At 65.5% G+C, this 21,692-nt stretch carries 23 protein-coding genes; 12 read left to right on the top strand and 11 right to left on the bottom strand.

Annotated features, from left to right (window positions below):
- Positions 1-9 precede the first annotated feature (9 nt).
- From AC3A4Z_RS19645 to AC3A4Z_RS19630, 4 genes are all read left to right on the top strand, one after another.
- The gene (locus AC3A4Z_RS19645; protein ID WP_498713558.1) at positions 10-765 is read left to right on the top strand and encodes a GerMN domain-containing protein; all 756 of its coding nucleotides are present in this window, start codon (positions 10-12) and stop codon (positions 763-765) included.
- Positions 766-868: 103 nt separating this feature from the next.
- On the top strand, positions 869-2,161 hold the full coding sequence (locus AC3A4Z_RS19640; protein WP_498713556.1) for an aminotransferase-like domain-containing protein: 1,293 nt from the start codon (positions 869-871) through the stop codon (positions 2,159-2,161).
- A 61-nt stretch (positions 2,162-2,222) separates the two neighbouring features.
- On the top strand, positions 2,223-2,651 hold the full coding sequence (locus AC3A4Z_RS19635; RefSeq protein ID WP_050057230.1) for a universal stress protein: 429 nt from the start codon (positions 2,223-2,225) through the stop codon (positions 2,649-2,651).
- Between the two features lie 156 nt (positions 2,652-2,807).
- Positions 2,808-3,143 carry a hypothetical protein gene (locus tag AC3A4Z_RS19630; RefSeq protein WP_493971431.1) on the top strand — a complete coding sequence of 112 codons (336 nt, stop codon included), beginning with the start codon at positions 2,808-2,810 and terminating at the stop codon, positions 3,141-3,143.
- Between the two features lie 24 nt (positions 3,144-3,167).
- Here the strand turns inward: AC3A4Z_RS19630 and AC3A4Z_RS19625 are convergent, their stop codons facing one another.
- From AC3A4Z_RS19625 to AC3A4Z_RS19605, 5 genes are all read right to left on the bottom strand, one after another.
- Positions 3,168-3,785, bottom strand: a complete 618-nt coding sequence (locus tag AC3A4Z_RS19625; RefSeq protein ID WP_498713553.1) for a phosphatase PAP2 family protein — start codon at positions 3,783-3,785, stop codon at positions 3,168-3,170.
- A gap of 13 nt (positions 3,786-3,798) precedes the next feature.
- Positions 3,799-5,322, bottom strand: a complete 1,524-nt coding sequence (locus tag AC3A4Z_RS19620; RefSeq protein WP_498713551.1) for a dihydrolipoamide acetyltransferase family protein — start codon at positions 5,320-5,322, stop codon at positions 3,799-3,801.
- A 7-nt stretch (positions 5,323-5,329) separates the two neighbouring features.
- On the bottom strand, positions 5,330-6,310 hold the full coding sequence (locus AC3A4Z_RS19615; protein ID WP_498713549.1) for an alpha-ketoacid dehydrogenase subunit beta: 981 nt from the start codon (positions 6,308-6,310) through the stop codon (positions 5,330-5,332).
- A complete protein-coding gene (gene pdhA, locus AC3A4Z_RS19610; RefSeq protein ID WP_493971427.1) occupies positions 6,310-7,575 on the bottom strand; it encodes a pyruvate dehydrogenase (acetyl-transferring) E1 component subunit alpha in 1,266 nt (421 codons plus the stop codon). Before pdhA ends, AC3A4Z_RS19615 begins: the two co-directional genes overlap by 1 nt.
- Positions 7,576-7,724: 149 nt before the next feature.
- Positions 7,725-8,843: a histidinol-phosphate transaminase gene (locus tag AC3A4Z_RS19605; RefSeq protein WP_498713547.1), complete on the bottom strand. Its 1,119-nt coding sequence runs from the start codon at positions 8,841-8,843 to the stop codon at positions 7,725-7,727.
- Between the two features lie 86 nt (positions 8,844-8,929).
- On the opposite strand from AC3A4Z_RS19605, the gene AC3A4Z_RS19600 reads away from it, so the two are divergent.
- Positions 8,930-9,352: a phage holin family protein gene (locus AC3A4Z_RS19600; protein WP_493971425.1), complete on the top strand. Its 423-nt coding sequence runs from the start codon at positions 8,930-8,932 to the stop codon at positions 9,350-9,352.
- Between the two features lie 26 nt (positions 9,353-9,378).
- Here the strand turns inward: AC3A4Z_RS19600 and AC3A4Z_RS19595 are convergent, their stop codons facing one another.
- Both AC3A4Z_RS19595 and AC3A4Z_RS19590 read right to left on the bottom strand, forming a co-directional pair.
- Positions 9,379-10,746, bottom strand: a complete 1,368-nt coding sequence (locus tag AC3A4Z_RS19595) for a hypothetical protein (RefSeq protein WP_498713544.1) — start codon at positions 10,744-10,746, stop codon at positions 9,379-9,381.
- A complete protein-coding gene (locus AC3A4Z_RS19590; RefSeq protein ID WP_498713543.1) occupies positions 10,746-11,048 on the bottom strand; it encodes a hypothetical protein in 303 nt (100 codons plus the stop codon). Before AC3A4Z_RS19590 ends, AC3A4Z_RS19595 begins: the two co-directional genes overlap by 1 nt.
- A 149-nt stretch (positions 11,049-11,197) precedes the next feature.
- Between AC3A4Z_RS19590 and purB the strand changes: the two genes are divergently transcribed.
- Together purB and AC3A4Z_RS19580 are read left to right on the top strand one after the other, a co-directional pair.
- On the top strand, positions 11,198-12,640 hold the full coding sequence (gene purB / locus AC3A4Z_RS19585; RefSeq protein WP_498713541.1) for an adenylosuccinate lyase: 1,443 nt from the start codon (positions 11,198-11,200) through the stop codon (positions 12,638-12,640).
- A gap of 126 nt (positions 12,641-12,766) precedes the next feature.
- Positions 12,767-13,441: a histidine phosphatase family protein gene (locus AC3A4Z_RS19580; protein WP_498713539.1), complete on the top strand. Its 675-nt coding sequence runs from the start codon at positions 12,767-12,769 to the stop codon at positions 13,439-13,441.
- On the opposite strand, the gene AC3A4Z_RS19575 is transcribed toward AC3A4Z_RS19580, so the two are convergent.
- The 3 genes from AC3A4Z_RS19575 to AC3A4Z_RS19565 form a co-directional block, all read right to left on the bottom strand.
- The gene (locus AC3A4Z_RS19575) at positions 13,438-14,364 is read right to left on the bottom strand and encodes a serine/threonine-protein kinase (protein ID WP_498713537.1); all 927 of its coding nucleotides are present in this window, start codon (positions 14,362-14,364) and stop codon (positions 13,438-13,440) included. The genes AC3A4Z_RS19580 and AC3A4Z_RS19575 overlap by 4 nt on opposite strands.
- Positions 14,361-14,639 carry a hypothetical protein gene (locus tag AC3A4Z_RS19570; protein ID WP_498713535.1) on the bottom strand — a complete coding sequence of 93 codons (279 nt, stop codon included), beginning with the start codon at positions 14,637-14,639 and terminating at the stop codon, positions 14,361-14,363. The genes AC3A4Z_RS19575 and AC3A4Z_RS19570 overlap by 4 nt, the downstream gene beginning before the upstream one ends.
- 81 nt (positions 14,640-14,720) lie before the next feature.
- Positions 14,721-15,233: a MarR family transcriptional regulator gene (locus AC3A4Z_RS19565; protein ID WP_493971418.1), complete on the bottom strand. Its 513-nt coding sequence runs from the start codon at positions 15,231-15,233 to the stop codon at positions 14,721-14,723.
- A 144-nt stretch (positions 15,234-15,377) separates the two neighbouring features.
- Here AC3A4Z_RS19565 and AC3A4Z_RS19560 point away from each other — a divergent pair, with 144 nt between their 5' ends.
- From AC3A4Z_RS19560 to AC3A4Z_RS19540, 5 genes are all read left to right on the top strand, one after another.
- The gene (locus AC3A4Z_RS19560; protein ID WP_050057216.1) at positions 15,378-15,881 is read left to right on the top strand and encodes a GNAT family N-acetyltransferase; all 504 of its coding nucleotides are present in this window, start codon (positions 15,378-15,380) and stop codon (positions 15,879-15,881) included.
- A 58-nt stretch (positions 15,882-15,939) separates the two neighbouring features.
- Positions 15,940-16,374: an acyl-CoA thioesterase gene (locus AC3A4Z_RS19555; RefSeq protein WP_307613235.1), complete on the top strand. Its 435-nt coding sequence runs from the start codon at positions 15,940-15,942 to the stop codon at positions 16,372-16,374.
- A gap of 206 nt (positions 16,375-16,580) precedes the next feature.
- Positions 16,581-17,657, top strand: coding sequence for an extracellular solute-binding protein (locus AC3A4Z_RS19550; protein WP_498713532.1), 1,077 nt, complete (start codon positions 16,581-16,583; stop codon positions 17,655-17,657).
- Between the two features lie 47 nt (positions 17,658-17,704).
- Positions 17,705-18,772, top strand: coding sequence for an ABC transporter ATP-binding protein (locus AC3A4Z_RS19545; RefSeq protein ID WP_498713530.1), 1,068 nt, complete (start codon positions 17,705-17,707; stop codon positions 18,770-18,772).
- On the top strand, positions 18,769-20,589 hold the full coding sequence (locus AC3A4Z_RS19540; RefSeq protein ID WP_498713528.1) for an ABC transporter permease: 1,821 nt from the start codon (positions 18,769-18,771) through the stop codon (positions 20,587-20,589). Before AC3A4Z_RS19545 ends, AC3A4Z_RS19540 begins: the two co-directional genes overlap by 4 nt.
- On the opposite strand, the gene AC3A4Z_RS19535 is transcribed toward AC3A4Z_RS19540, so the two are convergent.
- Positions 20,590-21,645, bottom strand: a complete 1,056-nt coding sequence (locus AC3A4Z_RS19535; protein ID WP_498713526.1) for an FAD-dependent monooxygenase — start codon at positions 21,643-21,645, stop codon at positions 20,590-20,592.
- Between the last annotated feature and the right edge of the window lie 47 nt (positions 21,646-21,692).

Here is a 21,692-nt window from a genome sequence, read left to right as displayed (position 1 = left end):
CAAGCAGCGGTGGCGCGCGCTTTGCTGGCGGCATCTGCCCTGGCACTTCCACTGTTCCTCAGCTCCTGCATCAGCCCCTCCCCTCCAGCCCCTGCCTCCTCGTCCTCCGCGGCGCTGGTGGACGCCGGTACCGGTCCCGCCGGGCAAGCTTCCCCGCCCAGCCCCGCCCCGCAGCCACAGGACGGGCCGCCGCAGACGACGGCCAGTCCCGGCCCCCCGCAGGCGCAGGCCGAAGCTGTCCCTCCCACAACCCCGCCTGACGATCCCCTTCCCGCCCCAAGCATGTCGGAAGGACCGGCGCCGCAAAGTCCTGCGCCATCCGGCCCGCCGCCCTTGGGCAAGGCCGCGCCTGTGCAGGCCGTGACGGCCTACTTCGTGATGCTGGACGACGGCGGCAGCAACGGCGTGCGTTTCGGCTGCAATGACAGCCTGGTGGCGGTGGCCCGTACCGGTCCCGGCGCCAGGGAACCGCTGCCTGCCGCCGTGGGGGCACTGCTCGAAACACCAGCCGAAGCAACGATGCCCACGCCGGCAGCCGGCATTTACAACGCACTGTCCGCTTCCGACTTGAAATTCCTCTCAGGCAGCTTCGACGGCACGACGGTGACGGTGTACCTGGCAGGAACGCTGCGGCTGGGAGGGGTCTGCGACGCGCCACGGGTGGAAGCGCAGCTAACCCAGACGGCGGTCGCGGCCGTGGGAGCGATCCGGGCGGAGATCTATATCAACGGCATGGGCCTCGCGGAGGCCCTGCGGCTGGACTGACTGTCCCCGGGCATAGCTTGTTGGCACCGGTTTCCGCCGCGCGGTTCAAACTTTACTAAACGGATGTTGCCTTACCGGCAACTCCCGGCTGTATCCTGTGGATGTGAGCCACGAAACACTCGACGCCGCAGCAGGGACGCTGCCCGCTGAAGCCATTGACGCCATCGAACGGGCGGCCACGTCCGCCCACCGCCATGAGGAACTGTTCTCAGAGCGCGCCGCCAACATACGCCAATCCGCCGTCCGTGATGTCTTTGATATTTCCCTGCGCCCCGGACTCGTTTCGCTTGCCGGCGGAAGCCCGTACCTGCAGTCCCTCCCCATGGACCGGCTCTCGGAGACCACTGCTGCCATCATTGCCCAGGACGGCCTGACTGCTCTGCAATACGGCAGCGGGCAGGGAACTCCGGAGCTCCGCGCCCAGATCTGCGAAGTGATGGCGGCCGAAGGCATCCTCGATGCCCGGCCGGAGAATGTGGTGATCACCGCAGGATCGCAGTCCGCGCAGGACGTGGCCACCAAGGTCTTCTGCAACCCCGGGGATGTGGTGCTGGTGGAAGACCCGACCTACGTGGGCGCCCTGAACACGTTCGAGGCGTACCAGGTCCAGGTGGAAACCGTGGAAATGGACCAGGACGGCCTGGTCCCGGACCTGCTGGAGGCAAAAATCGCCGCCCTGCAACTGGCCGGCAAAAACATCAAATTCCTGTACACGATCCCCAACTTCAACAACCCCTCCGGCATCACCCTGGCCCGGGAGCGGCGGCAACGGATCGTCGACATATGCAGCAGGGCGAATATTTTGGTCCTGGAGGACAACCCGTACGGGCTGCTCCGCTTCGAAGGCGAGCTGCTTCCACCGCTTCGCGCCGACAACCCGGGGGACGTCATCTACCTGGGTTCCTTCTCCAAGATCTTCGCGCCGGGCCTGCGGATCGGCTGGGCCCTGGTCCCGGAGCATCTTCAGCGTCGGTACTACCTCGCAGCAGAATCCGTCACGCTCTGCCCGCCCGCGCTTAATCAGATGATGGTCTCGGCCTATCTGCGGGACTACGACTGGAAGGGCCAGATCGAGACCTACCGCGGCCTGTATGCCGAGCGCTGCCGGGCCATGCTCGCTGCCCTTGAGGCCCATATGCCGGAGGGGACCAGCTGGACCGCCCCTGAGGGCGGGTTCTTTGTCTGGGTGACACTGCCGGAAGGGGTGGACACCTACCCGCTGTTGCTTAAGGCGATCGACGCCGGAGTGGTGTTCATCCCCGGTGCCGCCTTCACGCCGTCGGACGAGCCGTCCAACAAGCTGCGCCTGGCCTACAGCGCCGTGCCCCCCGAGGCGATTACCGAGGGTGTGCGCCGGCTGGCTCCGGTACTGCGGGAAGCCATCGCCGGGCTGTAGCGTAGGGCTCACCAGCGTAGGGTTCACCGGACTCAAGCCATACCAAGCAAAGGAGCAGTTTATGAGCGGAATCATCGTTGTAGGGGTGGACGGCAGCGGTACGGCAAAGAAGGCTGCGGAGTCGGCCCGGGACCTGGCTGCGGCGCTGGATGCCTCACTTCACGTGGTCTCGGCCTTCGACAGTGACCGCACCGAGGTCTTCGGCAGCGGCAGCGACCAGTGGATCGTCTCGGACGCCGACGCCGCCGAGCACGTGGCCCGCACCGTTGCCGAATCCCTGGGCCGGGACATCAAGGTGACCTATTCAGCAGCCCGCGGGCGCCCGGCGGATGCCCTCATCAAGGAGGCACTGCGGATGGAAGCGCGGATCATCGTGGTGGGCAACAGGCGGATGCAGGGGATTGGGCGGGTGCTGGGCAGCGTGGCCAACAGCGTGGCCCACAACGCTCCCTGCGATGTTTACATCGCCAACACCTACGACGCCGACTGACAGTTACCCGGGACACCCACCGGGGTGGCGGAAGTCGCCCCGGTGGGTGTCCGTTCTCACGCCCTATACGCCCTTTACGCTCTGAGCGCAACGATAAAATTGGATAAGCCCCCAACGGCGCGGACACCCACCTTCCACCTTTATCAGGGGGCCCCATTGCTCACTCTCCAGCGCCGCCAGCTCGTCGGCCATGACATCCTCCTGGCCCGGCACGGCAACCACATCTGCTCCATGCGGGTTGACCGCGGCAACGGCACAGTGGTTGCACTCCTTGACGACGGAACCGTGGACAGCGCCCCGAACCTGATTGCTCCGGGCCTGGACATGCCCGCCACCGTGGCAAGCGTTCTGCGCGAAGACTGGAAGCTCCTGACCGCACTGGGCGGCGCGGGGGCAGTACTCGGCGGCCTGATGATTGCGGCAGCCGTTTCCCTTGGAACTGTGGCAGATCCCTCAACCATCGAGATGCTGACCACCTACTCCACCTTCTGACGGTTCCTGGTCCGCTCCCCTGCGCTACGCCACCATCCAGCCCTGCAGGAGCCACCAGATACCGGCCATCACCAGGCCGCCGAAGAGTGCGCCGGCAACCACTTGAGCCCTGGTGTGCGCCCGCAGCACCACCCGGGACCAGCCCACGGCGGGGATGAGCAGGAGCAACGGCAGCCATGCCGGGCCCAGCATCAGTACCGCAATCACCGCAGACGAGGAGATCGCGGCGGCATGCCCGCTGATTTTCCAGAACGGGCTGACGCCGGCCAGCACCACCACTCCGCCCACCACGGCAAGAACCATGGCGATAACGCTCTCCGGGGCCCCTGCCGCCGCCAGTACCAGCAGCCCTGCCACGATCGACCCCAACGCCATCAGCAGCACGGGAGCCCGCTGTTTTCGATCACTGACGTGGTGATCGGTGACTTTTCCCAGCCGCACCAGGACCAGCAGCAGCATCAGCGGGACCACGCAGACGAACAACGCCGCCAGCGCGCCGTAGGCCATGGTGCCCGGAAAACCGGGCTGCGTCAGCGGGCTGACCAGCAGCTGGACGCTGACCACCACAGGCGGCTGGAACGCCTCGGTGATCCATCTGGCAGCCCTGTTTTTGGCCCGGATGGCGCCGGCGTTCGTGACCACTGTTGTCAGTTTCCTAATCCAGCAGCAGCGCCGGCTCCTCCAGGATGGCGGCGACGTCGGCCATGAAACGGGCGGACAGGTCGCCGTCCACCACGCGGTGGTCGAAAGAGCCGCCAAGGGTGGTGATCCAGCGCGGAATCACTTCGCCGTCCAGCACCCAGGGCTTCTGCTTGATGGTTCCGAACGCCACGATGGCCACTTCGCCGGGGTTGATGATCGGCGTGCCGGTATCTATGCCGAGAGCTCCGATATTGGTGATGGTCAGCGTTCCGCCCTGCATTTCGGCAGGCTGGGTCTTCCCGGCCCTTGCGGTGGTGGCCAGGTTGTTCAGGGCCAGCGCCAGCTCCTTCAGCGACAGGTCCTGCGCGTTCTTGATGTTCGGCACCATCAGGCCGCGGGGAGTTGCAGCGGCGATACCCAGGTTCATGTAGTGCTTCACGTGGATTTCGGCGGCGCCATCAGCGGTATCCACCCAGGTGGCATTGACGCTGGGGTTCCGGGCCGCCGCCCAGATTACGGCTTTGGCGAGGATGAGCAGGGGCGAAACGCGGATGCCCTCGAAGTCCCTGGATGCCTTGAGCCGCTTGACGAATTCCATGGTGCGGCTGGCGTCCACATCCACAAAGATGCTCACGTGCGGTGCCGAGAAGGCCGAGTCCACCATCGCCTTCGCTGTTGCCTTGCGGACCCCCTTGACCGGGATCTGCTCGATGCGCTGGTCCTGCGGCTTTCCGGCCTTGCCCCAGAAACCGTCGGCCTTGTCCAGTTCGGCGTCGCGCTGCGCCTGGTAGCTGACCAGGTCCTCGCGGGTCACTTCGCCCCGCAAGCCGGTGGCCACCACGTCTGCAAGGTCGATGCCCAGGTCGCGGGCGATCTTGCGGACCGGGGGCTTGGCCAGGACTTTGTTCACGAGTCCGGTGATGGCGCCGCCGAAAGTTGGCCGGTTGTCCGCCGACCCGTCGGTTCCGGCGGAAACGCCGTTGGGCGTGCCTGGTGCTGCCTGGGGGGCGGCTGTCACGGCAGCCGGGGTGAGGGGCTGGACCGGCTCCACCTCCGGGGCGTTGACCGTCAGGGCTGCCGCTGCACCCCCGGTGCTGGAGTCCCTGGAAATGCGGGGCCGGCGCTTGACGGCGTCCGCCTTGGGTCCGGACCCCACCAGGGGGCCGCCGGCCAGCCCGTTGGCCGCCGCTGATGCACCTGCCGGTGTGCCGCCGTCGGACGCGGGAAGCTTGCCGTACATCGGCTGCACTGGCATCTCGGGAGCGGGCACGTCAGCGGGGGTGGGGTCGCCGGCAACCTCGTCGCTGACGCTGATGATCGCGGTGCCGACGTCGATGGTGATGCCTTCGGGGACCAAAAGTTCGGTCACGGTGCCGGCGAACGGGGACGGCAGTTCCACGATCGACTTGGCAGTCTCGATCTCGCAGAGGACGTCGTTGATGGCCACGGCGTCACCGGGCTTGACCTTCCAGGAGACGATTTCCGCCTCAGTGAGGCCCTCGCCTACGTCAGGGAGGTTGAACTTGTTCAGAGTCATGGTGTCCTCAGTAGGAGAGGGCGCGGTCCAGCGCCTCGAGGATGCGGTCGATGTCCGGAAGGTAGTCTTCCTCCACCTTGGCAACGGGATAGGGCATGTGGAAACCGCCGACGCGGATCACGGGTGCCTCCAGTGAATGGAAGGCCCGCTCGCTGATCCGGGCCGCTATCTCGCCGCCGATCCCGCCGAACGTGGGAGCCTCGTGGGCCACAATCAGCCTGCCGGTCTTTTGGACCGAGGCGGTGACGGTATCGAAGTCGATGGGCGAGATGGAGCGAAGGTCGATGACCTCCAGGCTGTGTCCGTCTTCCTCTGCGGCATTGGCCGCTGCGAGGGCCACCGGCACCAGCGGACCGTAGGCCACAACCGTGGCGTCCGTCCCGGCGCGCAGGACATGGGCTTTGAAGGGGTCCCCGGCGGTACCCGGGGCTACAACGTCAACCTCGCCCTTGAGCCAGTAGCGCCGCTTCGGTTCGAAAACGATCACGGGGTCCTGGCACTGGACTGCCTGCTGGATCATCCAGTAGGCGTCGTGCGGGTTGGACGGAGTGATGATCCGGAGCCCGGCAGTGTGGGCGAAAAGCGCCTCGGGTGACTCGGAGTGGTGCTCGATGGAGCCGATACCGCCCCCGTAGGGGATGCGGACCACTACCGGCACGCTGAGGTTGCCGTTGCTGCGGGAGTGGATCTTGGCCAGCTGGGTGGTGATCTGGTTGAAGCCGGGGAAAACGAAGCCGTCGAACTGGATCTCGCAGACCGGGGTGTACCCGCGCAGGGCGAGGCCGATCGCCGTTCCGATGATGCCGGACTCCGCCAGCGGGGTGTCCACGACCCGGTCGGGGCCGAACTCACCGATCAGGCCGTCGGTCACGCGGTAGACGCCGCCCAGCGCACCGATGTCTTCGCCCATCAGCAGGGACTTGGGGTTGTCCGTCAGGGCTGCGCGCAGGCCCTCGTTGATGGCCTTGGCAATGGTCATGGTGGTCATCAGTGGCCTGCCTTCGGGGACGCCTGGGCTGTTACTGCCTGCCTGGCCGGTTCTTCCGCCGGTTCCTCACCTGCGAAACCCGCCGAATACTCCTCGAACCATGCGAGTTCCTCGGCCACCAAGGGATGGGCTTCGGCGTAGGTGTTGGCGAAGGCGGTGCGGATGTCCGGCGTTTCGAGGTCGTGGGTGGTGCGGCGGACGTAGGCGGCGAGCTCGTCCCCGTCCGCCTTGACCTTGGCGAAAAACGCTTCGTCAGCCATGCCTTCGGCGCGCAGGTACTTCTCGAGCCGGACGAGCGGATCCTTTGCCCGCCAGGCCTCTTCTTCGGCCGCCGGCCGGTATTTGGTGGGATCATCCGCGGTGGTATGCGCGCCCACCCGGTAGGTGAACGCCTCAATCAGGACCGGGCCCTTGCCCTGGCGTGCGTGCTCCAGCGCCCATTCGGTGACGGCGTGGACGGCGATGACGTCATTGCCGTCAACACGGATGCCGGGGAAGCCGTAGCCCTTGGCCCTGTTGGACAGCGGCACCCGGGTCTGCACGGCGGTGGGGACGGAGATGGCCCAGTGGTTGTTCTGGCAGAAGAACACCACGGGGGCGTTGTACGAAGAGGCGAAGACCATGGACTCGTGGACGTCACCCTCCGAGCTGGCGCCGTCGCCGAAGTAGGCGATCACCGCTGCATCCGGTCCGGCAGCCGGTGCCCCCGCAGCGCCGGAAGCTGCCAGTTTCTGGTCCCGCTGGATGCCCATGGCGTACCCCACGGCGTGAAGTGTCTGCGCCGCCAGGACCAGCGTGTACAGATGGAAGTTGGTGTCCTTGGGGTTCCACCCGCCGTTGGACACGCCGCGGAACTGGCGCAGGAGTTCGGCGAGGTCCACGTTGCGGGTCAGCGCCACACCATGTTCGCGGTAGGTGGGGAAGATGTAGTCCTGCGGTTGGCTGGCGCGGCCGGAACCAATCTGCGCGGCTTCCTGGCCTGTGAGCGGAACCCAGAGCGCCAGCTGTCCCTGCCGCTGCAGGGCAGTCGCTTCGACGTCGAACCGGCGGATGGCGGCCATGTCCGCATAGAGTCCGCGGAGCACCTCCGGAGTCAGCTTGCTGGCGTAGTCGGTGAATACAGGGTCAAAGCCCAGCTTCCCGTCCGGGCCGAGGAGCTGGACCATCTGCGCCGGGGGCTCGCCCATTACTGCTTCGGCATCAGCCTCACGCTGGTCGTCTACAGCTGTTCCGTCGAACTCGGTGGAAGGCAGATGTGTGCCCATACCGTCTCCTTGCTTGCCGCATCCGGATGCAATGCAATGTCGCTGGGATATATGCCGCAGAAGGAATAGATTCCTGGGACGGCATATATGTTGGCTTACTGATCCTAACTTTATCTTCAGTAACTAAGCGTGAAGCTACTTGTTAAGGGCTAGGAACCGCGCGGGGCCTTTGTATAGTTCGCACATAATGCGAGGAGCCGGCTGTTCGCCTCTTCCTCTCCGATGCTCACCCTTACTCCTTCGCCGGCAAATGCCCTCACTGACAGGGCCTGCTCGCCGGCCATTTCGGCGAAATCCGCGCTGTCAGCGCCGAGGTCCAGCCAGACGAAGTTGCCCTGGGCGTCAGGGACAGCCCAGCCCAGGCTGCGCAGCCCCGCGGTGACGCGGTCCCGCTCACCCACCAGGCTTTGTACCCTTTCTACAACTTGAGGGTAATTCTGAAGGGAAACAATTGCTGCCGTTTCTGCAATTTGCGACACGGCGAACGGTGTGGCGGCGACCCTCAGGTGCTGGGTCAGTTCCGGATTGGAGATGCTGTAGCCAACGCGCAGGCCGGCCAGCCCATGTGCCTTGGAGAAGGTGCGGAGCACCACAACGTTGGCGTACTTGCGGTAGAGGCTGATCCCGTCCACCGCCTCCGCTTCGCGCACGAACTCCTGATAGGCCTCATCAATGACCACCACCACGTCTGCGGGAACAGAGCGGATGAAAGCTTCGGTCTCGGCTGCACGGAGGGCGGGGCCCGTGGGATTGTTCGGGGTGCAGAGGAGGATCACCTTGGTTCGGGCAGTGACTGCCGCCGCCATGGCCTGCAGATCGTGGCGGCCCTCGCCCGTGAGCGGGACGGGGATACCGTCCGCGCCCGAAAGGCCGACGCTGATGGGGTAGGCCTCGAAGGAGCGCCAGGCGTAGACCACTTCATCCGGCTTGCCATCTTCATTCCGCCCGGCGAACGCGGCCAGCAGTTGGTTCAGCGCCCCCAGGCTGCCGGCGCCGGTGACTATATCCTCGGCGGGAACATTGAGGAACCCTGCCAGTTCGGCGCGCAGCCGGCTGCTCAACGGGTCGGGGTAGCGGTTGAAGTCGGTTTGCTTCGCTATCGCCTCAACAACCGCCGGAATGGGAGGCAGCGGGTTTTCGTTCGACGACAGCTTGTAGCTGGCCAGTCCCTCCACGGCCACGGGAGGCTTGCCCGCGGCGTAGCGTGGCAGCCTTGCCACCACTGGACGCGGCTGGATACCCCCGGCAAGGGCGTTTGATGACGTCATGGAGACCAGCCTACTTCTCCCGATACCGGAGGGAAGGCGGTCCGTCTTTGAGCCAACCTTCAGGGCGGTGTGAAACCATTGGCCGTATGCGACTGATTGCCCGGGTACTGATCAATGGCCTCGCCCTCTGGGTGGCGGGGTGGATACTGCCGGGGATGGAGATCTCCAGTTCCGCCACGGCGGATGCAGTGGCCAAGACCGGCGTGACACAGGGGACGGACACCATCGGGATCGTCCTCGCCTATTTGTTCATCGGCGTCATCTTCGGCCTCGTGAACGCCTTGGTCCGTCCCCTGGTAAGCCTCCTGGCACTGCCCCTCACCATCCTGACCCTCGGGCTGTTCACCATCGTCATCAACGCTGCGATGCTCTACCTGACCTCCTGGATCAGCAGCTACACCCCGGTGCACTTCACTATCGACTCCTTCTTCTGGACCGCTGTTTTGGCGGCGATCATCATCACCCTGGTTTCACTCGTGGCCGGCAGGATTACCGGAACCCGGCGGTAGTTCAGCGCGGGGCCATCGCCGCCCTGCTACCGCCCGCCATACCCGCGCTCCTGCCTCCGGTTGTCCGCCGCGTGGAGGTTCGCCGCGGGAGCCTTGGTCCGGGAGAGGGAGAAGCGTGTGGCCGTCGCCGTTCCACCCGCTCCCAATGCCGCGCCGAGCGCCGCGGTGGAGGCCACCAGCGAGGGATCACTGCTGGCGGACACCAGCCGTGCGCCGTCCTGGTAGCTAGTGAGGGTGTGGCCGGGCCCCAGACTCCCTTCGCCTTCCAACGCTCTCGGTGTCTGGGTCAAGCCAACCGTCACGCGCTCCTTTGTGTCCGGGTTGGGCGCCCCGTCGGTTCCCGGCACCCAGTCTGCCCGGTGTTCGAGGTGCAAGGACTGTACGCCAGCCGCGGGACTGATCCCGGCGACCGGTGAGCCAGCGGTCAGCACATATTTCAGGTCGTAATCACGGAGGAAGCGGGCGTCGGCAGCCATGTTCATCGTATGGATACCGCCCTGGCTATAACCCACAGCGACCACGGGAGCCCCCGGCTCAGCGCCCGCAGCCTGGAGTGCCTGGAGCGCTGCAGCACTCATGTCGTCTGAGCTGTACATCATCGCCTCCACTATTCCGGCCTCATCGAACGGGTTTTCCCCGCCGGCGCCGATACCGGCAGACTGGGTGCCGGGTACAACCACCACGTACGTCTTTTCCCCGGCGTTGGTGACCTCAATGACCTCAATAAACCCAGCACCGCGGGCGTCTATTTGGCGGATGCGCTCCAGCAGGCCCTCAGGGGAAGCATTCAGATCGATCTGAAGGGACTCCTCTTGGCGTACGGTCAATGGCCGGCCAACAGCGCCTTCCCGTTCGAGGGCATCCCAAACCAAGGGGTCCTGCTCAACCCTTCGCTTCACATCAGTAGCTTCAAGCCCAAGAAGGCCGACGATGGCTTCTGCCGTTTTGTCGTCAGCTGCACGGTTGGCGGTGAAATTCTTCAGTGAGCCGTGGATGTCGCCGGGGCTGACGATGCCCAAGTACCTCGCTGTTCCGGCAAGCCACTCCGCCGCCTCATACTCCTGCTTGCAAGCGCGCACCTGGCCGCTGATGCGCTGCAGCTCAGTCCGGACTGCCTGGATGCTCCGCTCGGACTCGCCGACGGCATTCATGGCCAGGCTGCCGGACCATCGCGGCAGGTCCTGGAACGGGACAAGGTCTTCCCAGATCCGGCGGACTTCAACTTCCATTCCGGACAGCTCGCCCGCGAGCTCGTCGAGCTTCTCTGCGCCGCCGCTCAGCTCCTCCAGCTGGAACCTGATGCCGCCCACGCCTCCGCGGATAGTGAGGAATCCGTCGTCGGGAGGTCCGGACACGTGGATGGAGCCGCTTCCCGAAGGCGTTACCTCTGCCATCAGCGCATGCCCGGGTTGGTGCAGCCGGCGGTGAAGGTCTCCTGGCTGTGCCGCTCCACGGCCGCCTTCGCCTCGACCAGCGCTTCAAGGGCGCGGCGCAGCGCTGCCGACTGAAGCAAAACCGCATCCCGGTACGCGCGGCCGGCGGGCGACTCCCACTGCAGCAGCTGGATATCCCGGAAGCTGTCCAAAACCTGCTCGCCGCGGCCAACACAGACGGCCACCCTTTCAGCCAGCTGCATTACCTGCGAGACGCGCAGCATTTCCTGGTGCAGGTCTGCCCCTGCCAGTTGGCTCCCCATAACCGGTCTCCTTCTTTGCGCAGCACGCCCCGCTGATCCGCCTGGCATGAACGCTACGGAGGACAACGCCCGGACCCAACCAATGCCGTCGGCTATGTGGACAAGTAACCGGCTAAAGCCGCCGCGGCAGTTCATGAAAGAATCAGCACATGCCTGAAACCGCCGCCACAGCTGATACCCGTACGCCCTCAGGACGCCTGGCCCTCGCCGCGTCCCCGGAAAAAATCGCGCTTGGCCCGCTGGACGGCCGCTACCAGTCCGCCGTCGCGCCCCTCGTTGACTACCTGTCCGAGGCAGCCCTCAACCGCGACCGCGTGGCCGTGGAAGTTGAATGGCTTATCCACCTGACTAGCAACAACGTCCTTCCGGGCGCCGGGCCCCTGACCGCACAGCAGCAGGAGCAGCTTCGAGCGATCGTCACCGAATTCGACGCCGCCTCCGTGGCAGAACTCGCCGAAATCGAAGCTGTCACCGTCCACGACGTGAAGGCTGTGGAGTACTACATCGGCCGCCGCCTCCCCGCCATCGGCATCGAAAACCTGACGGCCATGGTGCACTTTGGCTGCACCTCCGAGGACATCAACAACCTCTCTTACGCGCTGGGCGTCAAGGGTGCTGTGGAGGACGTGTGGCTCCCCGCGGCGCGCGCACTGGTGGCCCAGATCAGCAAGATGGCCCAGGACAACCGCGCCGTCCCCATGCTGTCGCGCACCCACGGCCAGCCCGCTACCCCCACCACGCTCGGCAAGGAACTGGCAGTCATCGCACACCGCCTGACCCGCCAGCTGGACCGCATCGCCAAGACTGAATACCTGGGCAAAATCAATGGCGCCACCGGCACTTACGCCGCCCACGTTGCCTCCGTCCCCGGCGCGGACTGGCAGCAGGTGTCCAAGTCCTTCGTGGAGGCACTCGGGCTGACCTGGAACCCGCTGACCACGCAGATCGAGAGCCACGACTGGCAGGCAGAACTGTACGCCGATGTGGCGCGTTTCAACCGCATCCTCCACAACGTCTGCACGGACATCTGGAGCTACATCTCCATCGGCTACTTCGCGCAGATCCCGGTGGCAGGTGCCACGGGCTCGTCCACCATGCCGCACAAGGTCAACCCCATCCGCTTCGAAAACGCGGAAGCGAACCTGGAGATCTCCAACGGTTTGCTGGACACCCTGGCTGCAACGCTCGTTACCTCCCGCTGGCAGCGCGACCTCACGGATTCCTCCAGCCAGCGCAACATTGGGGTGGCGTTCGGCCACTCGCTGCTGGCCATTTCCAACGTCGCCAAGGGCCTGGAACGCCTGGATGTTGCCGAGGACGTGCTGGCCGGGGACCTCGACACCAACTGGGAAGTCCTGGGTGAGGCAATCCAGATGGTCATGCGCGCCGAGGCCATTGCCGGCGTCGAAGGCATGGAGAACCCCTACGAGCGGCTCAAGGACCTTACCCGCGGACAGCGCGTGGACGCTGCCCGCATGCAGGAGTTCGTGCAGGGCCTTGGCCTTTCGGCCGACGCCGAGGCGCGCCTGCTCGCGCTGACGCCCGGCAAGTACACGGGCATCGCGGACCAACTGGTGGACCACCTGAAGTAGCGCCTGCACCACGGGAACAAAGAGTACGACGGCGGCGCCGGGCTTTGAGGAGCCCGGCGCCTTCTGTTGCGGGAGCCTTTGCCGGGGCTGGCAGGGCGGCCGGCTTCCAGGTGCGAAACTGGAGGAATGAAGCTGCTCCTCATCCGCCACGGACAAACCCCCGGAAACGTGCTTGGCCAACTGGACACGGCCCACCCCGGTCCGGGCCTGACCGAACTCGGCGAACGGCAGGCGGAGGCCCTGGCCCGCTCGCTGGCGAATGAGCGGATCGATGCCCTGTACGCGTCCACCCTCATCAGGACCCAGATCACCGCGGCGCCGCTGGGCCGGCTGCACAGCCTGGATGTGGCGGTGCTGGACGGCCTGCACGAGATCGAGGCTGGGTCACTGGAAAAGCTGACCGATCACGAGTCGCACAAACGGTACATGGGGACAGTGATCTCCTGGGCCGCAGGGGACCTTGACCGGCGGATGCCTGCGGGTCCGGACGGTCACGACTTCTTCGGGCGGTTCGACGCCGCCATCGCAACCGCCCTGGAGCGGTCATCAGGCCAGGAGGCCACCGTGGCTGTGGTCAGCCACGGTGCTGCCATCCGCACCTGGGCCGGGCGCAGGGCGGAGGGCGCAGACTCCGAATTCGCTGCGAAACACGTCCTGGCGAACACCGGGATCGTTGCCCTGGAAGGCGATCCCGGCAACGGCTGGAAGCTCCTGCATTGGGACGGCAGCCCCGTGGGCGGTCTGGCACTTGCTGATCCGACGGCGGAGGATCCCACGGGGAAGAACGTGGCGGAGCCCTAGACCAACTGCCTGATCCTGCGGGACGGGAATACAGCCATTTTCCTGCAAGGACCGACACTCTTCCCTCCGGGGGCGGCCCGTACCAGCCGGGCTGCCATGGCGGCGGCCTCGGCTGCAGTAGGCCGCGCGCCACTGTCCATTGCGGTCAGCGCCTGGAGCAGGGTGCACCACCCCGGGCCCAGGGAATCGGGAATGTCGGGGCTTCGAAGGGTCCTGGCCACCAGCGACTCGATGGCGGTGCCGGAAAATGCCTTGGACCCGGTGAGAAGCTCCAGCAGCACCAGTCCCATGGCGTAGACGTCCCAACTGGCCTGCGCCGGTCCGCCCCCGGCTTGTTCCGGGCTCATGTAGTGGACTGTTCCCGATGAGATGCCCGGCTCGGGAGGCGCGCCCGCCGCAGTCACGATGCCGAAATCGATGATGCGCACCGGACTCCTCCGCAGCCCGCTCAACATCAGGTTGGCCGGCTTGATATCGCGGTGCACCAGGCCCTTCCCGTGCAGGTGGGCCAATGCTCCGAAGAGGCCGGCAGCCCAGCCGGCAACGTCACCGGCCAGGAGTGGGCTGGTGCGGGCCGCTTCGGCGAGGCTCGTTCCAAGGGCCAGTTCCTCGACCAGATATGGGCGCCCGGCCAGCACCGTTCCGGCGGGCATCATGCCCCGGGTGATGAAAGTGACGATTGACGGGTGGTCCAGGGCTGCCAGAACGGCGGCCTCGTTCCTGATCCGCTCGAAGTGCTTTCGGGAATCCCCGACCGCCACCTTGACTGCTACGTCGGGGCCACCTTCGCGGTCGGCTGCCCGGAAGACTTCAGCCAGGGATCCACGGCCCAGCCTTTCCTTGAGTTCGTAGCGCCCGGCCACCGCGTCCCCGGACAGGAGCGTTGCAGGTTTCCGGGCCGCCGCCGGGGCGTGCGTGCTCATGCGGACAGGGCCGGGGCCTGGCCTGCCCCCAGGCCGGCGTCAAGCTGAAAGCCGCAGCCGCAGCGCCAGACCGGCGGCAGCTGGACGGGCCCGCCGTCGTCCGGTCCAAAGGTGTAGCCGACCGCGGCCGGCCCCACCGCCGGGATCACAAGTTCCATGGTGGTGCCGCAATGGACTGCGGCCAGCCCAGCCTGTTCCTGCCCCGGCTGCAGGCCGTTCAGGAATGTCCGGTCAGCCCAGGAATCAGGGGAACCAAGCTCAGTAAAAGTAACCAAGGCACTCACGACTCCGTCTGTTGGGTTCAGGATCTGATCGTAAGCATACATATTGCTAGCCTGACTAGCTAGCTGGCCTAGCTACTTTTCCTTGCCACCTTCCTCAAGGCTTTCCAACGCCTCAGCCATCCGCTGCAGGAAATCGACCACCACCCGCGCCTCATCGGCGCTCAACCCTTCCGCCACGGCCATCATCCGGCGGTGCATTGCCCCAAGGGTCACCCGGACCTCCTTGTCCGACTCCACGGTGGGAACCACAACCACGGACCGCCGGTCAGTGGGGTGCGCCTCGCGCCGGACGTGCCCGCTGGCCACGAGCCTGTCGATGAGCGAGGTAGTGGAAGCGCTGGTGATACCCAGAAACTGGCTCAAGTCCTTGGGCGCGACACTCCTGCCGGAGGCTTGCGCCCTCAGCAGGTAGCGCAGCGCGAGGATATCCGTCTCGCCCATGCCCATCGAGTCCCGGGTGGACCGGCGGACCGCGGTTTCGGCTGCCCGGTAGTCACGCAGCGACTTCAACACCGCCGCACTGTAATCCAGCTGGCCATCCGGGCCGTACCAATAGCCGGAGCCTTCATTACCAGTAGAGCGCATAAAAATATCCTAGACCAGCTGATAACTAGACAGCCAAGCGACCTGCGGCAAAGCGTTATCCCGGCGCTTACGCAGAAGAAACACCGGCGTAACCGCCGCCTTTTAGCCTTGTCTTGCATATCCCTTCGGCGAATCGAGGCAGAAATGCAGACCAACCCGCGGCTCAACATCCGGCAGGTCACCTGGTCCAACCCCGTGGGCGCCGACCTGCGCCGTGCGCAGCAGGCCGAACTCGACGCGCGCTTTGGCACCGCTGACCACGAACCCGGCCCGCCGCCGTCGGGCGCTGACTGCGCCGTGTTCCTTGTGGCGTACGACAAGGGATCGGGCCAGCCGGTCGGCTGTGGCGGACTGCGGCTCCTGGACGCCACAACGGCCGAAATCAAGCGCCTCTACGTGTTGCCCTACACGCGCGGCTCGGGCGTGGCCAGCTCCATCCTCGCTGCCCTGGAAGCCGAAGCCTTCAAGCAGGGCATTACGCGCATCAAGGCCGAAGCCGGTTCCGCCCAACCCGACGGACGGAACTTCTACGAAAACTCCGGCTTCGAACCCGTTCCCAACTTTGGCCCCTATGTGGGCGTTGAACACTCGTACTGCTACGCAAAGAGCATCCACGCCCGCAGCGCGGCACACACAGCAATGGCCTAATGTCGGACCGGGTTCGTCATACTCGGTGACGCCGGCGCTCCTCGACTAACCTCTGGCTATGGAATCAGCAGACATCACCTTCCGCACCCGAAAGTGGGTCCGGCCCGAGGACCTGAACGCCAACGGCACGCTTTTCGGCGGCAGCCTGCTGAAGTGGATCGATGAGGAGGCGGCCATTTATGCCATCCTCCAACTCGGCAACGGCCGCGCGGTCACGAAGTATATTTCCGAGATCAACTTCGTCAGCTCCGCCGTCCAGGGCGACCTGATCGAGATGGGCCTGACCGCCACCCGCTTCGGCAGGACGTCGCTGACCATGCGGGCCGAGGTCCGGAACATGATCACCCGCCAAAGCATCCTGACCATCGAGGAGATCGTCTTCGTCAACCTCGACGCGTCCGGCAAGCCGGAGCCGCACGGCTACACCGAGATCACCTACGAGCGGGACAGGATTCCCACGCACCATTTGACGGACACGCTGCAGAAGGACTGAAGCAGGGACAGAATGCACGACGGCGGCGGAGCCGCAGAGAGTTAACCCCAGGTTCACGCGCCTGGCACCCGTAGTTTCTGCCGCAGGATCAGAGTGGCCAGTCGGGCTGTTTATCGAATCGATAGCAATAACGCCCGACATTCGCCATGTCCGGCTATAGGCTGGCCGGACATGCTCTGATTCCAGCCCAGAAATGAGTCCTGATCGTGCGTAAACTTCAAACTTTGGTTGCCGCCGCTGTCGCCGTCACCCTTCTCGCCGGATGCGGGGGGCAAGCAGCAACACCAGCCGCCTCCGGGGATCCGTCGACGGCTCCCGCCGGCGGCTCCGGCGAAACCCTGGTGGTCTACACCAATTCCAACGGCGAAGGCCGCGGCGACTGGCTGACCGCAAAGGCCGCCGGGGCCGGTTTCAAGATCGAGATCGTGGGGGCCGGCGGCGCTGACGCCACCAACAAGCTGATCGCCGAGAAAAACAATCCGATTGCGGACGTCGCTTTCGGCCTGAACAACATGTACTTCTCGCAGATCAAGGCCGCAGGCGTCCTTGAACCGTACGAGCCGGCTTGGGCCGGGGACGTTGATAAGGAACTGGCGGACGGTGAAGCCTACTGGCCGCTGGTCAAGCAGGCCATCCTCCTGGGCTATAACTCCGACAAATTCTCCAAGGATGCCGCGCCGCAGGACTGGACGGACCTCTGGACAAAGGACGAGTTCAAAGCCCGCTACGAACGTGTCACCGGCCTGGGCACCGCCACAGCCCAGCTTGTTTTTGCGGGCATCCTCAGCCGCTATCGCGATGACTCCGGCGATCTGGGCATCTCGGACGAAGGCTGGAAGCAGGTGGAGCAGTACTTCCAGAACGGCAGTCCTGCTGTTGCCAAGACTGACCTCTTTGCCCGCATCGCCTCCGGTGAAGTGGACATGGGCCAGATGCCGTCATCGATCATCGCGGACCGCGAGAAGTCTTTCAACGTCAACGTCGAGACCGTGATCCCGTCCGTCGGGGTGCCCCTGGCCGTGGAGCAGATAGCGCTGGTGAAGGGCACCAAAAAGAAGGAACAGGCACAGAAGTTCATCGACTGGTTCGGCAGCGCCGAGGTCCAGGGCGAGTTTGCGCAGCAGTTCAACTCCATGCCCGTGAACAAGGCGGCGCAGGCCAAAGCCAACCCGGACGTGGTGGACTTCTTCGCCGACCTCAAGCAGCAGGACATTGACTGGGAGTTCGTGCAGGAGAACATGGGCGCCTGGGTGGAGAAGATCGAACTCGAGTACATGACGTAACTGGCGCTCCTGCCCTCCGCCCAGCCGTTCCACCAGACAGGTTAGCCATGATCCGCTTGGACAACATCGAAGTTTCCTTTGGCGATTTCACCGCCATTCCGCATCTGGACCTGCACGTCCGGCCCGGCGAGTTTTTCACCCTGCTGGGGCCTTCAGGCTGCGGAAAGACGACGGCGCTGCGCACCTTGGCAGGCTTCATCCAGCCGTCCAAAGGCACAGTGCGGGTGGACGGCAAGGATGTCACCCGGCTTCCCAGCGACAAGAGGCAGGTGGGCATGGTGTTCCAGAACTACGCCCTCTTCCCCAGCATGAGCGTGTGGGAAAACATCGCCTTCGGGTTGCGGGTACGGAAAGAGAAACCGGCGGACAGCGACCACATGGTCCGGGACATCGCCCGCCGGGTGGAGCTCAGCGATGAGCAGCTGGCCAAGAACGTGGCCGAACTGTCCGGGGGCCAGCAGCAGCGCGTGGCGGTGGCGCGTGCACTGGTCCTGCGGCCCAAGATCCTGCTGCTGGATGAACCCCTGTCCAACCTGGACGCGAAGCTGCGGCACCAGTTGCGGCAGCAGCTCAAGGACCTGCAAAGCCAGTTCGGCATCACCACCGTCTACGTCACGCACGATCAGGACGAGGCGCTGGCGATGAGCAACAGGGTGGCGGTGTTCAACAAGGGCGTGGTGGAGCAGGTGGGTACGCCGCAGGAGATCTACGACCATTCCGCAACCGAGTTCGTCTGCAACTTCATCGGGGACAGCTCGGCGCTGACGCCGGAGTTCGTGGCGGAGTTGAACCGCCGCTCGGGAGCGGGCCTCAGCACGGACGCCGGCTCCTACCTGCGGGTGGAAAAAGCGTCCCTGCATCCGGGCGCGGACGGGGGAGCCGCCGTCGGACTTCCCGGCACGGTGGTGTCCCGCACCTACCACGGCCTGCACAGCCGCTACGTGGTGCGCAGCCACGGCTCGGATATCCGCCTCCTGGTCCGGGAGGACGGCGGGCCGCAGCCGGAGCCGGGAAGTGACGCCACCGTGTATCTCCGGCCTGAACACATCCTGCAGTACCACCCTGCGACCGGCAGGGCCCTGGAGCGGGAAGACCAGGCGGTACCGCTGCCATGAGCGGCACGCCGGTCCGCAGCATGGTCCGCTCCCCCTTTGTCCTGGTGGTGGGTGTTGTCCTCACCTGGTTCATCGCCGCGTTCCTGGTGTGGCCCAACGTGAATATCCTGATGGCGACGTTCTTCCCGGACGGGAGTTTCTCCGGCCGGGCGGCAGAAAGACTGTTCTCCTCCCAACGGGCCATGAAGGCCCTGGGGAACAGTTTCCTGCTTGCCGTCGCGTTATCCATCACGGTGAACCTGGTGGGGATTTTTATTGTCCTGGTGACCCACTACTTCCGGATCAGGGGATCGAGGATCCTGTTTCTGGGCTACGCCTCGACGTTTATCTACGGCGGCATTGTGCTGGCGGCCGGGTACAAGTTCATCTACGGGGACAAAGGCATTGTCACGTCCCTGCTGGTCAAGGTGTTCCCGGGCCTGGACCCGGGCTGGTTCTCAGGGTTCTTCGCGGTCCTTGTGGTCATGACTTTTGCCACCACCACCAACCACATGCTGTTTGTGGCCAACGCGTTGAAGGGCATCGACTACCAAACCGTGGAGGCGGCCAGGAATCTCGGCGCTTCCACCTGGACCATCCTCCGGCGGATTGTGCTGCCCATGCTCAAGCCCACGCTGTTCGCCGTCACCATCCTGTCCTTCCTGACCGGCCTCGGCGCTTTGAGCGCCCCCCAGGTGCTGGGCGGCCGGGACTTCCAGACCATCACGCCCATGATCCTGACCTTCACCAACAGCCCAACCTCCCGCGACCTCGCTGCGCTTCTGGCGGTCATCCTGGGCGTGGCCACCATCCTGATGCTCGCCGTGATGTCCCGGCTCGAAAAAGGGGGCACGTACTTTTCGGTGTCAAAGGTGTCTTCGGCGCTGCAGAAGCAACAGATCACCAACCCGGTGGCCAACGCGGTTGTCCACGCCCTGGCCTACCTGCTCTTTGCCGTGTACACCCTGCCGGTGCTCCTGATTGTGCTGTATTCGTTTGCCGACGGCGCCGCCATCCAGACCGGGCAGCTCTCGCTGGGCAGCCTGACGCTGGAGAACTACGCGCGGGTCCTGACGCAGCAGTCGGGGCTGCGGCCGTTCATCGTCAGTGTGGTCTACAGCGCCCTGGCAGCCCTGATCGCCGTCGGCGGCCTGCTCTTCGTGGCCCGCCTGCTGCAGAAGTACCGGAACTGGGTGTCCACCGCCTTCGAATACCTGCTGCACATACCGTGGATCCTGCCCTCGGCACTGCTCGCACTGGGCCTGATCATCAGTTATGACCATCCCAATCCCCTGGTGGGCGGCGCTGTCCTCACCGGCACCACGGTGATCCTGCTGATCGCCTTTGTGACGGTCAAGATCCCCTTTACGCTCCGGATGCTCAAGGCGTCCTTTGCCTCCGTGAATTCCTCGCTTGAGGAGGCAGCGGCCATCATGGGCGCCAAAACCCTCTACGTGTTCCGGCGGATCCTCCTGCCGCTGGTGCTGCCGGCAGCCGCCGCCATCACCGCCCTGAACTTCAACAGCCTGCTGGACGACTACGACACCGCCATCTTCCTGGCCCATCCGCTGGTCCAGCCCCTGGGCCTGGTGATCAAAGCCAACACCGACGGCGCCGAGGGTACTGAGGGCATCGCCAACACATTTGTGTACACCGTGCTGCTGATGGTCATCACCGGAATCACCATGTACCTGGTCTACGGCCGGTCGCGCGGGAAAGGGCCGGGCAAGAAGCGGCTCCCGGCCGTGCCTCCTCCCGCGGCAGTCCCCGGCCCGGCACTGGGCGGCGGCATGATGTCCGACGGCGACGCGGGGAAGGCTGCCGCTCCCGTCCGCTGATCAGCCTGCGGAACTGCTGCCTACAACGGCACCCGAGGGCCGCCGTCGGGCCAGCCTGAGCAGCCGGTCACGCACGGGCTGGCCGCCTTCTGCCAGGGCGACGCGCGCCAGCGCCGAGGACGCCAGGCTCAGCGCACGGGTCCGCAGGCGGCGCTGCCGGTCGTAAGCCTTGAGCGCCTGTTCCACGGGCAGCGTATTGAGAAGGTCAGCCAGCGTGACCGCGTCCACCAGGGATTCGCAGGCGCCACGTCCGAGGGTGGGGGCCATGGCGTGCGCGGCGTCACCGATGAGCACCGTCCTGCCCCGGACGAAGGACTTGAGGCCGGGAGTTGTCCAGATCCGCTGCACCAGGCAGGCTTCGGGCGTGGCGGCCGCCAGCACCTGGCGGATGGCCGGTGCGTGGCCCGCGTAGCGCTCCCGGGCCTGTTCCAAGGCTGCGGCTGCGTCGATGCCATACGGGCCCAGCCCGGAGCGGTAACTGGCGTACCAGAACATGCCGCCCCGGGCGCCGGCGATGCCGAAGATGTCGCCGCGGCCCCAGTACTCGCCGACCACGTCCGGGCTGACCGTCGAGGGAAGGGTCCCGCGCAGGGCGAGATAGGGCGTGAGTTTGGCCGCGCTGCGGCTGCCCCAGCCCTCACGGCGGACCAGGCTGTGCACGCCGTCGGCTCCTACCACCAGGCCGCCATCGGCTGGAAGCGCCTGGACATGGCTCGTGACCCGCCGCACCGTGCCGGGTACGGCGGCGTCAAGGAGCCGCAGCAGGTCAATGCGGGAAACCGCGAACATACCGCCCGCGTTGACAGTAACCCAGGGCTCACCGGCCCCGTTACGGAGCGACCCGCTGCCAAGGACCGGGCTGACGTCCCGCGCCTCGTCCAGCACTCCAAGCCGGGCCAGGGCGCGTTGCGCGTTCGGCCACATTCCCAGCGCGTTGCCCACAGTGGGCAGCTCCGGCCGCTTCTCATAAACCGTCACCTCGAAGCGGTTCGGGTCCAGGCACGAAGCCAGCGCCAGGCCGGCAATGCCGCCGCCAACAATCGAGATTGTTTCCATGTGGCCGATTTTACTACTTTTGTAGTGGATCGGAAGGGGCAATACAC

The organism is Arthrobacter sp. Soil_C_49 (assembly GCF_057656635.1).
Note: the sequence above shows the minus strand (reverse complement) of the source record. Positions and strands in the feature narration are given on the sequence as shown.

Coding starts and splice junctions, on each gene's coding strand:
- AC3A4Z_RS19545 (WP_498713530.1), top strand. CDS start 17,705: ATGATCCGCTTGGACAACATCGAAGTTTCCTTTGGCGATTTCACCGCC.
- AC3A4Z_RS19555 (WP_307613235.1), top strand. CDS start 15,940: ATGGAATCAGCAGACATCACCTTCCGCACCCGAAAGTGGGTCCGGCCC.
- pdhA (WP_493971427.1), bottom strand. CDS start 7,575: ATGGGCACACATCTGCCTTCCACCGAGTTCGACGGAACAGCTGTAGAC.
- AC3A4Z_RS19615 (WP_498713549.1), bottom strand. CDS start 6,310: ATGACCACCATGACCATTGCCAAGGCCATCAACGAGGGCCTGCGCGCA.
- AC3A4Z_RS19580 (WP_498713539.1), top strand. CDS start 12,767: ATGAAGCTGCTCCTCATCCGCCACGGACAAACCCCCGGAAACGTGCTT.
- AC3A4Z_RS19605 (WP_498713547.1), bottom strand. CDS start 8,843: ATGACGTCATCAAACGCCCTTGCCGGGGGTATCCAGCCGCGTCCAGTG.
- AC3A4Z_RS19595 (WP_498713544.1), bottom strand. CDS start 10,746: ATGGCAGAGGTAACGCCTTCGGGAAGCGGCTCCATCCACGTGTCCGGA.
- AC3A4Z_RS19575 (WP_498713537.1), bottom strand. CDS start 14,364: ATGAGCACGCACGCCCCGGCGGCGGCCCGGAAACCTGCAACGCTCCTG.
- AC3A4Z_RS19620 (WP_498713551.1), bottom strand. CDS start 5,322: ATGACTCTGAACAAGTTCAACCTCCCTGACGTAGGCGAGGGCCTCACT.
- AC3A4Z_RS19535 (WP_498713526.1), bottom strand. CDS start 21,645: ATGGAAACAATCTCGATTGTTGGCGGCGGCATTGCCGGCCTGGCGCTG.
- AC3A4Z_RS19565 (WP_493971418.1), bottom strand. CDS start 15,233: ATGCGCTCTACTGGTAATGAAGGCTCCGGCTATTGGTACGGCCCGGAT.
- AC3A4Z_RS19540 (WP_498713528.1), top strand. CDS start 18,769: ATGAGCGGCACGCCGGTCCGCAGCATGGTCCGCTCCCCCTTTGTCCTG.
- AC3A4Z_RS19635 (WP_050057230.1), top strand. CDS start 2,223: ATGAGCGGAATCATCGTTGTAGGGGTGGACGGCAGCGGTACGGCAAAG.
- AC3A4Z_RS19600 (WP_493971425.1), top strand. CDS start 8,930: ATGCGACTGATTGCCCGGGTACTGATCAATGGCCTCGCCCTCTGGGTG.
- AC3A4Z_RS19560 (WP_050057216.1), top strand. CDS start 15,378: ATGCAGACCAACCCGCGGCTCAACATCCGGCAGGTCACCTGGTCCAAC.
- AC3A4Z_RS19590 (WP_498713543.1), bottom strand. CDS start 11,048: ATGGGGAGCCAACTGGCAGGGGCAGACCTGCACCAGGAAATGCTGCGC.
- purB (WP_498713541.1), top strand. CDS start 11,198: ATGCCTGAAACCGCCGCCACAGCTGATACCCGTACGCCCTCAGGACGC.